At 70.3% G+C, this 14033-nt stretch carries 13 protein-coding genes; 11 read left to right on the top strand and 2 right to left on the bottom strand.

Annotation, left to right across the window (positions count from 1 at the left end; all coding sequences use genetic code 11):
* Window positions 1-11: 11 nt before the first annotated feature.
* From AB0N78_RS05210 to galK, 6 genes are all read left to right on the top strand, one after another.
* Window positions 12-1307, top strand: a complete 1296-nt coding sequence (locus AB0N78_RS05210; RefSeq protein ID WP_363386609.1) for a CBS domain-containing protein — start codon at window positions 12-14, stop codon at window positions 1305-1307.
* On the top strand, window positions 1300-1800 hold the full coding sequence (locus tag AB0N78_RS05205) for a DUF1003 domain-containing protein (RefSeq protein ID WP_363386607.1): 501 nt from the start codon (window positions 1300-1302) through the stop codon (window positions 1798-1800). The genes AB0N78_RS05210 and AB0N78_RS05205 overlap by 8 nt, the downstream gene beginning before the upstream one ends.
* A 59-nt stretch (window positions 1801-1859) precedes the next feature.
* Window positions 1860-3026, top strand: coding sequence for a P-loop NTPase (locus tag AB0N78_RS05200; RefSeq protein ID WP_363386605.1), 1167 nt, complete (start codon window positions 1860-1862; stop codon window positions 3024-3026).
* A 207-nt stretch (window positions 3027-3233) separates the two neighbouring features.
* Window positions 3234-4016, top strand: coding sequence for a DeoR/GlpR family DNA-binding transcription regulator (locus AB0N78_RS05195; protein WP_363386603.1), 783 nt, complete (start codon window positions 3234-3236; stop codon window positions 4014-4016).
* Window positions 4017-4063: 47 nt separating this feature from the next.
* Window positions 4064-5212, top strand: a complete 1149-nt coding sequence (galT, locus tag AB0N78_RS05190; RefSeq protein ID WP_363388203.1) for a galactose-1-phosphate uridylyltransferase — start codon at window positions 4064-4066, stop codon at window positions 5210-5212.
* Window positions 5209-6432, top strand: coding sequence for a galactokinase (galK, locus tag AB0N78_RS05185; protein ID WP_363386601.1), 1224 nt, complete (start codon window positions 5209-5211; stop codon window positions 6430-6432). Before galT ends, galK begins: the two co-directional genes overlap by 4 nt.
* Window positions 6433-6442: 10 nt before the next feature.
* Here the strand turns inward: galK and AB0N78_RS05180 are convergent, their stop codons facing one another.
* Window positions 6443-6955, bottom strand: coding sequence for a winged helix-turn-helix domain-containing protein (locus AB0N78_RS05180; protein ID WP_363386599.1), 513 nt, complete (start codon window positions 6953-6955; stop codon window positions 6443-6445).
* 53 nt (window positions 6956-7008) lie between these two features.
* Between AB0N78_RS05180 and AB0N78_RS05175 the strand changes: the two genes are divergently transcribed.
* From AB0N78_RS05175 to AB0N78_RS05160, 4 genes are all read left to right on the top strand, one after another.
* On the top strand, window positions 7009-8289 hold the full coding sequence (locus AB0N78_RS05175; protein WP_363386597.1) for an MFS transporter: 1281 nt from the start codon (window positions 7009-7011) through the stop codon (window positions 8287-8289).
* A gap of 211 nt (window positions 8290-8500) precedes the next feature.
* Window positions 8501-9664 carry a hypothetical protein gene (locus AB0N78_RS05170; RefSeq protein ID WP_363386595.1) on the top strand — a complete coding sequence of 388 codons (1164 nt, stop codon included), beginning with the start codon at window positions 8501-8503 and terminating at the stop codon, window positions 9662-9664.
* Window positions 9665-9669: 5 nt separating this feature from the next.
* A complete protein-coding gene (locus tag AB0N78_RS05165; protein ID WP_363386593.1) occupies window positions 9670-10659 on the top strand; it encodes a hypothetical protein in 990 nt (329 codons plus the stop codon).
* Window positions 10660-10775: 116 nt separating this feature from the next.
* On the top strand, window positions 10776-11936 hold the full coding sequence (locus AB0N78_RS05160) for a hypothetical protein (RefSeq protein WP_363386591.1): 1161 nt from the start codon (window positions 10776-10778) through the stop codon (window positions 11934-11936).
* Window positions 11937-11938: 2 nt separating this feature from the next.
* Here AB0N78_RS05160 and AB0N78_RS05155 read toward each other — a convergent pair whose 3' ends face one another.
* Window positions 11939-12742: an exodeoxyribonuclease III gene (locus AB0N78_RS05155; RefSeq protein WP_363386589.1), complete on the bottom strand. Its 804-nt coding sequence runs from the start codon at window positions 12740-12742 to the stop codon at window positions 11939-11941.
* Between the two features lie 59 nt (window positions 12743-12801).
* On the opposite strand from AB0N78_RS05155, the gene AB0N78_RS05150 reads away from it, so the two are divergent.
* Window positions 12802-13962, top strand: coding sequence for an aminotransferase class I/II-fold pyridoxal phosphate-dependent enzyme (locus AB0N78_RS05150; protein WP_363386587.1), 1161 nt, complete (start codon window positions 12802-12804; stop codon window positions 13960-13962).
* Window positions 13963-14033 lie beyond the last annotated feature (71 nt).

The following is a 14033-nucleotide window of genomic DNA, read 5'->3' as shown; positions in this document are numbered from 1 at the left end:
ACGCTGACCGCGTGAGCGGCGCCGGAACTCGAGTCTTCGTCGCGCGCCTGGCGGGTACTCCCGTCTTCGACCCGATCGGCGATCAGGTCGGCCGGGTGCGCGATGTCGTCGTCCTGCTGCGACCCAAGGGCGCGCCGCGGGCGGTGGGCCTGGTGGTCGAGGTGCCGGGCAAACGTCGGGTGTTCGTGCCCCTGACCCGGGTGATCGCCATCGATCCCGGTCAGGTGATCTCCACCGGCCTGGTGAATATGCGCCGGTTCGAGCAACGCCCCTTCGAGACCCTGGTGGTGGGCGAGCTCTTCGACCGCAGCGTGCCGCTGACCGACGGTTCCGGGACCGCCACGGTGGAGGATGTGGCCATCGAGCGGCAGCGCAACGGCGACTTCCTGGTCACCAAGCTGTTCGTGCGCCGTCATCGGCCCGGCCGCGGTGGTCTGCTGCGTCGCCGCGGGGAGCCGGAGCTGATCGACATCGAGGATGTCGCCGGGCTGGCCCGCACCACCGAGAACCAGGGTGCCGCGCTGCTGCTCGCGCAGTACGACGAGCTCAAGCCCGCGGACCTGGCCGATGTCCTGCACGACATGGGCACCACCCGCCGGATGGAGGTCGCCACCGCCCTGGACAACGAGCGGCTGGCTGACGTGCTGGAGGAGCTGCCCGAGGACGACCAGGTGGCGATCCTGTCCGGCCTGGAACGCACCCGCGCCGCCGACGTGCTGGAGGCCATGCAGCCCGATGACGCCGCCGACCTGCTCGGTGAGCTCACCGATGAGCAGCAGGCCGAACTGCTCGGGCTGATGGAACCGGAGGAGGCCCGCGACGTCCGTCGACTGCTGGCCTATGAGGACAACACCGCGGGCGGTCTGATGACCACCGAGCCGGTGATCCTGGCCCCGGAGACCCCGATCGCCGCGGCCCTGGCCCATGTGCGCCGCCGTGACCTGACCCCGGCGCTGGCCTCGATGGTGTTCGTCGTGCGGCAGCCGTTGGAGACCCCCACGGGCCGGTTCATCGGTGTGGTGCACCTGCAACGGATGCTGCGTGAGCCCCCGCACGAGCCGATCGGGTCCATCGTCGACACCGACATCGACCCGGTGCCGCCGGAGACACCGCTGCTCGCGGTCACCCGGCGGATGGCCACCTATGACCTGTTGGCGATCCCGGTGATCGATGACGAGCGCCGCCTGCTCGGCGCGGTCAGCGTGGACGACGTGCTGGACCACCTCCTGCCCGAGGACTGGCGGGAGACCGATGAGGAGGTGCAGCCCGAGGCACCGGCGACTGTGGAGGGAGGGCCTCGTGCCTGAACGGCTCGATACCCCGAAGGCCGCCCGCCGCAGTTGGCGTCCCCGGTTGCAAGAGGACGCCTTCGGCAAGATCAGCGAGGGCATTGCCCGGTTCATGGGCACGCCACTGTTCCTGTTCTGGCTGACCATCTTCTGCATCGTGTGGCTGGCCTGGAACTCCTGGGGTCCGGAGGATCTGCGCTTCGACAGCGCCGCGAACGGCTTCACCGCCTTGACCCTGATGCTGTCCCTCCAGGCCTCCTACTCGGCACCGTTGATCCTGTTGGCGCAGAACCGGCAGACCGACCGGGACCGGGTGCAGGCCGAGCAGGACCGTCAGCGCGCCGAGCGCAACCTGGCGGACACCGAGTTCCTGGCCCGGGAGATGGCCGCCTTGCGCATCGCCCTGTCCGAGGTGGCGACCCGCGACTTCGTCCGGTCGGAGATGCGCAATCTGTTGGAGGAGCTCTCCGAAGAGCGCGAGGCCCGCGACGAGGACACTGACCCCCGCTGACCCCGCAGTGGAGTCCGGCCCTGGCGGGTGCGGTCCCCGACCCACCTACGATGGACCGCATGACTGCCGCGCTGGACCACCGTGACCCCGAGGCGGTCGCCGCCGCCGTGCGCGCCGCACTGGAGCAGGTGATCGACCCGGAGATCCGCCGCCCGATCACCGAACTCGGCATGGTCCGATCGGTGGACGTCGACACCACCGGCGACGCGGGTGCGGTGGTGACCGTCGGTATCGATCTGACCACCGCCGGGTGCCCGCTCAAGGACACCATCACCACGGATGTCACTGCTGCCGTGCAGGCCGTGGACGGCGTGGACGAGGTCCGGATGGCGTTGGGTGTGATGAGCGCCGAACAGCGCGCCCAGCTCACCGAGCGACTGCGCGGCGGCCCCGAGCCGGTGATCCCGTTCAGCCAGCCCACCTCGCTGACCAAGGTCTACGCCATCGCCTCCGGCAAGGGTGGGGTCGGCAAGTCCTCGGTCACCGCGAACCTGGCCGCCGCGATGGCCGCCGACGGGCTGCGGGTCGGCGTGGTCGACGCGGACATCTACGGCTTCTCGCTGCCCCGGATGCTCGGCGTCTCCCAGCCGCCCACCCGGGTGGACGAGATGCTGCTGCCGCCGATCGCGCATGAGGTCAAGGTGATCTCCATCGGCATGTTCGTCCCGCCGGGCCAGCCGGTGGTGTGGCGCGGACCGATGCTGCACCGCGCGTTGCAGCAGTTCCTGGCCGACGTGTTCTGGGGCGATCTGGACGTGCTGCTGCTTGACCTGCCGCCCGGCACCGGGGACATCGCGATCTCGGTGGCGCAGCTGCTGCCCGGCTCCGAGCTGATCGTGGTCACCACCCCGCAGGCCGCCGCCGCCGAGGTGGCCGAACGCGCCGGGTCCATCGCCGCACAGACCCGGCAGCAGCTGGTCGGCGTGGTGGAGAACATGGCCTGGCTGGAGCAGCCGGACGGGTCACGGCTGGAACTGTTCGGTTCCGGCGGCGGTGCCCGGGTGGCGGAGAACCTGTCCACGCTCTCCGGCAGCACGGTGCCGCTGCTGGGGCAGATCCCGTTGGACATCCAGCTCCGGGAGGCGGGTGACGGCGGGACCCCGGTGGTGCTCTCCGACCCGGACTCCCCCGCCGCGGTCGCCCTGCGCGGGGTGGCCCGCACCCTCGCCTCCCGCGCCCGCGGCTTGGCAGGCAAGTCGCTGGGTCTCACGCCGATCCGGCACTGACCCCCCCTCCGGAAGACCCGACCGCGCGCCCGCGCACCTGTCAGCCCGCACTGCCGCCTGCGCGCCGAGCGCGCTCCTCCGCCGACCCCTCGTCGAGGCTACGGAAATCGACGCTTCCAGTGCCCCACAGCGTCAGTTTCCGTAGTCTCGGCGATCCCCCGCCTGCCGTTGTTGGTTCTTGTTCGGTTGTGGTGGATACTGTGATCTGTGTTGGCCAGTCAGAGACAGGACCGGATCGCGGCCGAGGTGCGTCTGCGTGGCGCGGTGCGGGTGGCTGACCTGGTCGAGCTGCTGGACGTGTCGGAGATGACCGTGCGGCGGGACATCACTGAGTTGGACCGCGCGGGCCTGGTGCGGCGGGTACACGGCGGTGCGGTCGCCCCGGACACGCTCGCCCGCCCCACCGACGAGCCCGGATTCGCCGCGAAGAGCGCTTGGGCCACCGCGGAGAAGCAGTCCATCGCCGACCTCGCCGCTCAGGAGGTCGCCCCGGGTCAGGCCATCGCGCTGTCCGCGGGCACCACCACACACCTGCTGGCCGAGCGGATCGCCGCCGACCCCGACCTGCGACCGTTGACCGTCGTCACCAACTCGCTCCCGGTGGCCGAGACCTTGCACGGGGTCGATGCACTGGACGTCATCCTCACCGGCGGATCACGCACCCCCTCGGACGGCCTGGTCGGACCAGTGGCCGATGCCGCGCTGGCGACTCTCCGGGTGGATCGGCTGTTCCTCGGGGTGCACGGATTCGACGACAGCGGACTGATGACCCCCAACCTGGCCGAAGCCGCCACCGACCGCGCACTGCTGCATGCCGCGGCCGCCGTCACCGTGCTGGCCGACCACTCCAAATGGGGTGTGGTCGGGCTGGCCCACATCGCCGCACTCGATGCCGTGGACACCGTGATCAGCGATGACGCGCTGCCCACCCAGGCCCGGACCGCCCTCGCTGACGCGGGTTGTGTCCTACGAACCAAGGAGCACCAGTGACCGACTCGACCCTGCTCACCCCCGGTGTGCGCCGGACCCGGACCTCGATGGCCGACGGCCGCGACCTGTTCTACTTCGACGACAGCGCGGAGTACGTCAGCGGGGAGCGCACCCGCCGGTTGGACGACCCCCGCCCCCTGCCCGACCGGTTCGCGCCGGTGGTCGGCGAGGACGGGGTTTCCCGCCCGGTGACCGGCCCGGAGCTGCGCCGCGACCCGCTGACCGGCGACTGGATTCCGATGGCCGCGCACCGGATGAACCGGACGTTCCTGCCCCCGGCGGATGCCAACCCACTGGCCCCGGCACGGCCCGGCGCGACCTACCAGGACGGGGAGATCCCGGACACCGACTACGACGTGGTGGTGTTCGAGAACCGGTTCCCGTCATTGATGGCCGTCCCCGGTGTGACCGATGAGGTCGCGTTGCGCGACGGTGAGGAGCTGTGGCCCACCCGCCCGGCCGCCGGTCGCTGCGAGGTGATCTGCTTCAGCTCAGACCCGACCGCCTCCCTGCGCACCGTGTCACCGCAGCGGATGCGGACCATCGTCGAGGCGTGGGCGGATCGGACTGCACACCTGGGTCAGCTGCCGGGCATCGAGCAGGTCTTCGCCTTCGAGAACCGGGGCAAGGAGATCGGCGTCACCCTGCATCATCCGCACGGCCAGATCTACGCCTTCCCGTATCTGACCCCACGCACCCAGGCGATGCTGGCCCAGGCCGGGGAGCACATGGAGCGCACCGGACGGCTGCTCGGCCGCGATGTGTTGGACGCTGAGCTGCGGCACGGCGAGCGGATCGTGCTGGAGTCGGAGCACTGGGTGGCCTACGTGCCCTTCGCCGCTCGCTGGCCGGTGGAGGTGCACCTGGCCCCGCGCCGGGACGTGCCGGACCTGCCCGCACTCACCGACGCCGAGCGGGCCGACCTGTCGGTGACCTACCTCGAGCTGTTGCGCCGACTGGACCTGTTCTTCGAGGAGCCGGACGGCACCCCGATCCCGCTGCCGTACATCTCCGGCTGGCACCAGGCTCCGACCCGCACCGGTCGTGAGCTGTCCCGCCTGCACTTGCAGCTGTTCTCGGTGCTGCGCGCGCCGGGCAAGCTGAAGTACCTGGCCGGCGTCGAATCCGGCATGGCCGCCTGGATCAGCGACACCACTCCGGAGCGGATCGCCACCCGATTGAAGGAGCTGGCATGACCACCTGGGTCTCCGCGTGGCAGCGTGAGCAGGGCGGTGAGCGTGCCCGCGTCCTGTTCGCCCGACACTTCGACGCCGAGCCGACCGGCGTGTGGTCCGCACCAGGTCGGGTCAATCTGATCGGGGAGCACACCGACTACAACGGTGGACTGGCCCTGCCCTTCGCGCTGCCGCACCGCACCTACGTCGCGGTGACCCCGGTCGACTCCGATCGAATCCGGCTGGTCTCCGCGCAGGAGCAGGGCGTGCGGGAGGTGGACCTGTCGACGGTCGGGCCAGGCACCGTTGAGGGCTGGCCGTCCTATGTCGCCGGGGTGGCCTGGGCGCTGCGCCAGGCGGGGCATGACGTGCGGGGCTTCGACATCGCGGTGGACTCCTGCGTGCCCTACGGCTCCGGGCTGTCCTCCTCGGCGGCGTTGGAGTGCGCCGTGGCGGTGGCACTGGACGGGCTGTTCGGGCTGGGCCTGGCCGACACCGATACCGGTCGCACTGCGCTGACCGGGATCTGTGTCCGCGCGGAGAACGAGATCGCGGGGGCGAACACCGGCGGGATGGATCAGGCGGTGTCGCTGCGGGGCCAGGCCGGACACGCGCTGGAGCTGGACTGCCGGGACGACTCGGTGCGCCAGGTGCCCTTCGATCTGACCGCCCACGGGCTGGCGCTGCTGGTGATCGATACCAAGGCCGAGCATTCGCATGCCGGGGGTGAGTACGCCCAGCGCCGCGCCGAGTGCGAGCGCGCTGCCGAGTTCCTCGGCGTCGACACTCTGCGTGAGGTGACCCCGGACGGCCTGGGCGAGGCGTTGGCATCGCTGGCCCGCCTGAGCGGGCCAGAGGGCGACGGGTCGGCGGCCGCCGAGGTACTGGTGCGCCGGGTGCGGCACGTCGTGACCGAGATAGGCCGGGTGCAGGAGTTCGTCGCGCTGCTGGACCAGGACCGGGTTCACGAGGTCGGAGCCGCGATGGACGCCTCACATGCCTCGCTGCGGGACGACTACCAGGTGTCCTGCCGGGAGCTGGACCTCGCCGTCGACACCGCCCGCGGAGCCGGGGCGTTGGGTGCACGGATGACCGGCGGCGGCTTCGGCGGGTCGGCGATCGCGCTGGTTGAGGCAGGGTTCGTCGAGTCGGTCGCTGATGCGGTGGCCGAGGCGTTCACGGTGGCAGGCCTGGGGGCACCCGCGTTTCTGGTGGCGACGGCGGAGGGCCCGGCGGCCTGACGCAAAGGGGTCACTCCCCCGCTATACGTTCCATCCGACCAGCATCCAGGTGCATGGCGAACAGGATCGAGTACGGGTCCCCGTCCGGGGTGGGCTCCCGATCGGCCAGCTCGGAGAAGAAGTCAGCGATGCGCTGCACGAGTTCCTGGTGTTCGGCCGGGGACAGTCGCACCCCGAGCCGCACCATCTCCACCTGCTCATCGGGTGCCTCGGCGAGCTCCTCGAGGAACGCGTTGACCATCACTTGCTGCTTGCCCGGGAACGGTGGCATTCGCCAGGACTTCCCGGTCGCGCGGTAGGGCACTTCACGCGAACCCCGCGCCCCACGGCGCACCGGCTCGGCGACCAGGAAACCCCGGTCCACCAGGGTGCGTACGTGGTGGAGTATCGTCGCGGGGTTCTTGCCCAGGCGCTCGGCGATCTCGCGGTTGGTCAGCGCCTGGTCTAGGCAGAGCCGCAGCACGCGCAGTCGCAGGGTCGAGGCCAACGCGCGGGCATCGGCGTCCGGATCAGGCTCGGTCATGCCGCCCATCCTACTGATTGACTTTTCCCAATCAGTGGGCCCAGGCTGTGACCATGAGCGAGCCCCCGCAGACGACACCCCCGCGCCGGTCGCTGATCCACCACGCCGACTTCCGTCGACTGTGGCTCGGTGACGGACTGGGACAGCTCGGCGCGCAGTTGACCGGTCTGGCGCTCCCGATCCTCGCCGTCCGACACCTGAATGCCACCGAGGGGCAGATGGGTCTGCTCACCGCCGCCGAGACCGCCGCGTTCCTGGTGATCGGCTTGCCGGTGGGCGCATGGGTAGACCGGATGCGCAAGCGTCGGGTGCTGATCCTGGCCGATCTGGTGCGTGCCCTGACCCTGGCCGCGGTGGTCACGCTCGCGGTGACCGGGCACGCGTCGATGCCAGCGCTCTACATCGGAGCGCTGCTGATCAGCGCGGCGTCGGTGTTCTTCGACGTCTCCCACCAGTCCTACGTACCGGGCTTGGTCGGCATAGACCACATCGGCGAGGGCAACGCCAAACTCCAGGCCACCCAATCCGTGGCGATGGTGGTCGGACCCGCACTCGGTGGCGCACTCCTACGGGTGATCAGCGCCCCAGTGGTGATCGCGGTGAACGCGGTGACCTATGTCCTGTCCGCCGCCGCGGTCGGCAGGATCCGGGCCAACGAGCAACTACCCCCGGAGCACACCCGCCGCCCGCTCCGGGTGGAGATCGCTGAGGGGCTGTCCTTCGTGCTCACGCAGCCGCTGCTACGCCGGATCGTCGCCTGCACCGGGATCGCCAACCTGTTCTCCGCAGTGTCGAACGCGCTGGTCGTGATCTACGCCCTGCGCGAGCTGGGTCTGGACGAGGCGGCTTACGGCACGGTGCTCTCCGCCGGGGCGGTCGGGGGTCTGCTGGGCGCAGCCCTCTCCGACCGGCTGGCGCGTTGGATCGGCGAGGGGCGGATCATCCCGCTGTCTGCCCTGGCCTTCGTGCCCGGGATGGCACTGACCCCGCTGGCCATCGCGCTACCGGTGCCGCCGCAGGTCACGCTGATCGTCGGTGGTGTGCTGTTCTCCTTCTCCGTCGTGGTCTACAACGTGGCGCAGGTGAGCTTCCGGCAGCGACTGTGCCCGCCGGAGCTGCTCGGTCGGATGAACGCCTCGGTGCGATTCCTCGTCTGGGGCGCGATGCCGCTGGGTGGCCTGCTCGGTGGCTGGCTGGGTCACGCATTCGGCGTGGTGCCGGCACTGTGGGTCGCCGCGGCAGGAACAGCCGTGTCCGTTCTGCCGGTGCTGCTCTCGCCGCTGGTCGGTATGCGGGAGCTGCCGGGACCGGCACCGGTCCTCGACCAGAACTGAGGGCGATCCGGGCGGCTTGCCGGGACTCGCCCATAGCTGGGTGCAGGCGATTTCGCTTGCGAGGATGGCTGCGGTGGCGCGTGTACTGCGCGTGATCGTCGGAAGGATCGGGCCTGCCCCGCACCCGATCCACCGGTCGCCAACGGCGGCCGCACCCTGCCGCGCAGCCTCGTCGTGCGCGCAGCCAGACCGCCTGCCAGGAGACCCGTCCGTGCGACACCTGTTCACCGCACTCATCGCCTTCGGTGCCTCGTTGACCATCGGTGGCATCGCGCTGACCCTGCTGTTCGGCGCTCTGCGGGTGAGCGACGGCATCCCCAGCGGCGTGATGGCGGTCGGCTTTGTGATCGTGTTCGCGGGCGTCATCATGCGGACCGTGCTCGACAATCGCGCCGAGCGACGCGAGCGCGCATCGAGCGGACCCGCACGCCTGATGCTGGCGAAAGTGCTGAACGCCCGCGTCACCAGTAGCTCGGCGAACCCGTTCTGCGAGCTGGACCTGATCGTGGACGCCCCGGACCGTGGGCTATACCGGACGCAGGTACGCGAGCAGATCAACCTGGCCCGACTTCCCGGACTACAACCGGGTGCCATCGTCGTCGTGTCCCAGCCGGATCCGACCCGGCCCGTCGTGACCGTCGTCGACCCGGCCCCGGTCGACTGGCAGCAACGCATCGATCAGGACACCCGCCTGCGGGCCGTCCATGACGCCACACCCTGGACCGTCGAACCGCCCGCGAAGAACCCCTCTGCTCAGGTCGCGAAGGCTGTCGGTATCGCGCTCGCCGTCGGCGCCCTGGTCTGGTACGACTGGCAGCCGTTGAGCCTGCTCGTCCAGGGGAACTCCACCGAGGAGATCCGGGACGAGATGACCAACTCATGGAATGCGCGGCGGTCGGTGTTCGCCCCCGCCGATCTGGAGGCCGCGCTCCAGGGGATTTCCGCGCAGGCGGGCACCACGCATTTCTCCGACGTCACGGTCCATCAGACCTCGGTCTCCGCGAACGCCGTCGCCCAGCCGGGAGCCGACCGGGTGACCTCCTACACCTGGGCGAACGGTGAGATCGCGAACGAGATAGACATGCCAGCGATGCACACGGACGAGGACGTCTCCACCTTTGACGTGACCACCCTCGACTGGTCGCTGATCCAGCAGCTCGTCGACCAGGTACCGGAGCTCACCGGGGTGACGCAGCCCGACCCCTATTTCATCCTCACCCCGGCGATGAACTCCACCGGCGTGGAGGTCACGATGTACGTCTCGGCGGAAAGCATCGACGCGACGGTCGTCACTGACGGCACCGGCCTGGTGTTGGCGATGACCGGCGGCGCGCCTGGATCGCCCGCAGCGCAGTGGTCGGGGGCGGAGCAGTGAGGGCCGTGCTACGCCTGCTGCGGGGCATGGGCCTGGGTGGGCTGCTCGTCTCGATCGTCCTGGTGTTCGTGCTCCGCGAGGACGCGCCATGGTCCTGGTGGGTGCTGTGGGCCGCGCTGATCGTCGTCGCCCAGGCGATCATCGTGGCGCTGCACCGGCGGGACCAGTCCCGAACCGCCAGCAGCACCGCGACCGGCGCGGTGCTCAACCCGGTGTCGACCTCGGTGTCCACCACCGCCGCGATCACCGTCCAGCCCGCCGGATCGGACCCGAGCGTTCCCGGCGCTTCCTCGGCACGCACCACCCTCGTGCTCACTCTGGTCGGCGTGCTGCTCGGTGGTGGTGCGCAGGTCTGGCTGGCCCGGGACGCACTCGGGATCGAGGTCGCGGGCATCACGACATCAGCGGGCGCGTCCGGTGCGCAGGGCTCCGGCGCATCCGCCGCTGGGTCGTGGGCCACGCCGACCGCGACCGCGCAGGTGTGGGTGCCGGACGCGCCACCGAGCGGCGGCGCTGACGGTACTGACGGCACTGACGGCACCACCGGCGCTGGCGGTCCCCTTTCCGGTACGGTCACCGACACCACCGCGCCCGGCCTCATCCAGGCGATCACCGCGAGCACCGGAAGCACCCGACTGACCCGGTATGACCAGCGTGACGACATCACCTTCACCGAGGTCGTCATGCCCGACTCCGGCCAGGTGCATGACATCACTGTCCGGGCCGGCTCACTGGATGACGACGGCCCCACCTCGATTCCCCCCACCGATGTCGCTGCCGAGAGCTTCGACGTGAGCGAGGTCGACTGGTCCGTGGTGGAGAGCGTCCGCGCCCGGGCCGAAGAGCTGGCCGGTGGACCGGTCACCGGCACTCGGATCACAGTCGCCCGGAACTTCGACGGTGTCGTGCGCATGGAGGCATGGCTGGACCTCGCCGATGGCAGCGACGCCCGGATCGAACTCGACCTCGCCGGTCAGGTCACCCGAGTCTGGTGAGCTGACACCTTCGGCCTGGTCAGAGCATATTCGCCCTGTTCAGCCGAGGGATTTCCCACAGGCGACCCGGCGGTTTTCGGGGATTCACGCGTCGGTGGCTCCGCGACGATGGGCACATGGTCCCAGTCCTGCTCGCCGCCTCCACCAGCGTCTTCATCGTCTCGCTGTTCGCTGTGCCCCTCAGTGACTCTGAGCACCGGTGGGTGTGGGTCGCGGTCAGCGGCGGCGTGATGGTGGCCTGTGTGGTCGCGCTGATCCTCCTCACCCGGCGGCAACGTGTGGTGCCGCCGGCCGAGCCGATCGATGTCGCCACGGCCGACCGCGAGGGGCGGGTGTTCCTGGCGAAGGTGCTGGATGTCCACACCGTTCAGCACACTGATGGCCGCGCGCTGACGGCCGTGCGACTGATCGCGCAGCCCCGGAACCGTCCGATCTACCAGACCACCATCGGGGTCGAACTCCGCTCGGTGCTGACCCTGGGGATGATCGTGGTGGTCGCGCAGGCCGATCCCGACAAGCCTGGTCTGACCCTGCTGGACCCACCGCCATCGCACTGGGCGCAGGTGGCGCAGCAGGAGTACCGACTCACGCCGATCTGGACCGCACCACAGTGGGAGGACGACCGAGGGATTCCCCGCTGGTTGCGCAGCGCGCCCATCGCGGTGGTGGTGCTCTCAGTCCTGCTGGCAGTCGGCGGCCGCGGCTGGGTGGCCGTCCAGGAGCTGGACACCTCGGGATCGTTCTTCGGGCAGAGAAATCCCTGGCCCTCGGCCACCCCGAAGCTCGACCTCTTCGACCCGGAGAACACCCAGCGGGCGGTGGACGAGCTGATCGAGGCCTCGGGTGTCACCGAGTCGACCTGGGTCGAGGTGCAGCGCTACACCGCCCGGTTCGACCTACTGACCGGCCCTGGCGCGCAGACCACCGACACCTGGCAGTGGCAGGGGCAGTCACCCACTCGGGTGGGACCGGAGTCGCTCCAGTCGGACCCGGACGAGTTGCCCGACGAGCTCTTCGACCTGACCACCATCGACTGGTCCCTGGTCGGGGCGCTGATGGAGCAGGTGCCGGAACTCACCGGGATCAACGACCCAGACGCGACGGTCTATATCAGCCGACCCACCGTCGAGGAGGTGACCACCACGGTGCAGTTCCAGATCATCGCGTCCAGCGCCTATTACACGGGCACCGTGATCGCCGACCAGAACGGGCAGGTCGTGACGATGTGGGACGGCGCGCCGGGCTCACCAGCCGCCGAGTGGGACGCCTCGCACTGAGCTCAGACCCGGTAGTCCACCAGGATCGGCGCGTGGTCGCTCCACCGCTCGTCGTAGGTGGGCGCCTTGTCGATCTCCACCGTGGCGACCTTCTCCGCCAGCCCTGGGGTGGCCAGCTGGTAGTCGATCCGCCATCCCGCGTCATTGTCGAAGGCCTGACCGCGCCAGGTCCACCAGGTGTACGGACCGGGCCCTTCGCCCCCGTGCTCACGGCCCAGGTCGCGCCAGCCCAACTCGTCGAACCAGCGGTCCAGGTACGCCCGCTCCTCCGGGAGGAAGCCCGCGTTCTTGCGGTTGGTCCGCCAGTTCTTCAGGTCGACCTCGCGGTGCGCGATGTTGAGGTCCCCGGCGACCACCACGTCCTGTCCCGAGCCGATCAGCTCCGCCAGACGCTTGGTCACCACATCGAGGAACGCGAACTTCTCGTCCATCTTGGGGGTGCCGGCCTGGCCGGAGTGGATGTACGCGGAGACCACCGTGACCGCACCACCGTCGGGGAGCTCCAGGTCGGCCTCCACCCAGCGCCCGGTGTCCACCGGCACCCCGGTGCCCAACCCGATCCGGATCGCGCTCATCGGCAGCCGGGAAGCAATCGCCACCCCGGCACGGCCCTTGATCTCGCAGGCCTCATGCGCCAGGTCCCAGTCCGCGGTGGACAGGAAGTCGCTGAGGATCTCATCCGGAGCGCGGACCTCCTGCAACAGCAGCACATCGGGGCGGCGCGCAGCCAGCCAGTCGCCCATCCCCCGCTTGTACGCGGCCCGGATCCCGTTCACATTCGCAGTCGCTACCAACACGTCGACCATCCAACCGCATGCCACCCACACCCTGGCGTGACGTGGCGGTGCGGTGATGGGATGGCAGCGTGACCTTCGCCTCCGACGCCGACGCCCTGACCACCGACCAGCTGCGCACCGCCGGCAGCCTGAAGTGGACCGCCTTCCCGGACCGGATCGGTGCCTGGGTGGCCGAGGCGGACTTCGGCACCGCACCCGCCGTGACCGCCGCCCTGCATGCCGCGGTCGAGTCCGGACGACTCGGCTACCCGGCACCGGCCGACATCCGCGGCGCGAGCTCAGCATTCGTCGACTTCGCCGAGGCGCACCACGGGTGGACGCTGCCGGTGGAGCGCGTGCGGCCGCTGCCCGATGTGTTCACCGCGTTCCGGGCCGCGATCGAGCAGTTCACCTCACCCGGTGCCGCCGTGATCCTGCCGACCCCGGCGTACATGCCGTTCCTCACCCTGCCGACGTCGTTGGGCCGCCGCACCGTCGAGGTGCCGCTGGTCGAGGTGGACGGCCGGATGACCCACGACCTGGACGGGATCGGGCGGGCGTTCGCTGAGGGCGCGGAGCTCCTGCTGCTGTGCAACCCGCACAATCCGACCGGCCGGGTGTTCGACGCTGCCGAGCTGTCCGACCTCGCCGTGGTGGTCGAGGCGCACGGTGGGCGGGTGTTCGCCGATGAGATCCACGCGCCCCTGGTCTACCCGGACCGCGCGCACCTGCCCTACGCCGCGCTGAACCCCACGACCGCCGGGCACACGCTCACGGCCACCTCCGCGAGCAAGGCGTGGAACATCCCGGGTCTCAAGGCGTCGCAGCTGATCCTCAGCAACGATGCCGATGCCTCCTGCTGGGAGTCGGTCGGCGAGGAGTACGAGAAAGGCACCTCCACGCTCGGGCTCCTCGGCACCGCGGCGGCCTACACCGACGGCCGGGACTGGCTCCGCGAGGCGGTGCACTACCTGGACGGCAACCGGCGACTGGTCGCAGAGCTGACCGCCGAGCGGCTGCCCGGTGTGCGATTCACCCCGCCGGAGGGCACCTACCTGGGCTGGCTGGACCTGCGGGACACCGCACTCGGCGACCACCCCGGACAGCAGCTGGCCGAGCTCGCCGGGGTCGCCGTCACCGACGGGGCCGCCTGCGGCGCGGCCGGGGCCGGCTTCGCCCGGATCACCCTGGCGACCCCGCGCCCCGTGCTGCGGGAGATCATCGACCGGATCGCCGGCGCACTGAACTGAACCCGACCACCACCCACCCGGCCGGAGCCACGGCGAGTTCGGTGCTGAGGCGTCGAGGTCGTGGGCGCAAG

Source organism: Cellulomonas sp. NPDC089187 (assembly GCF_040685135.1).
GTDB lineage: Bacteria > Actinomycetota > Actinomycetes > Actinomycetales > Cellulomonadaceae > Cellulomonas.
Note: the sequence above shows the minus strand (reverse complement) of the source record. Positions and strands in the feature narration are given on the sequence as shown.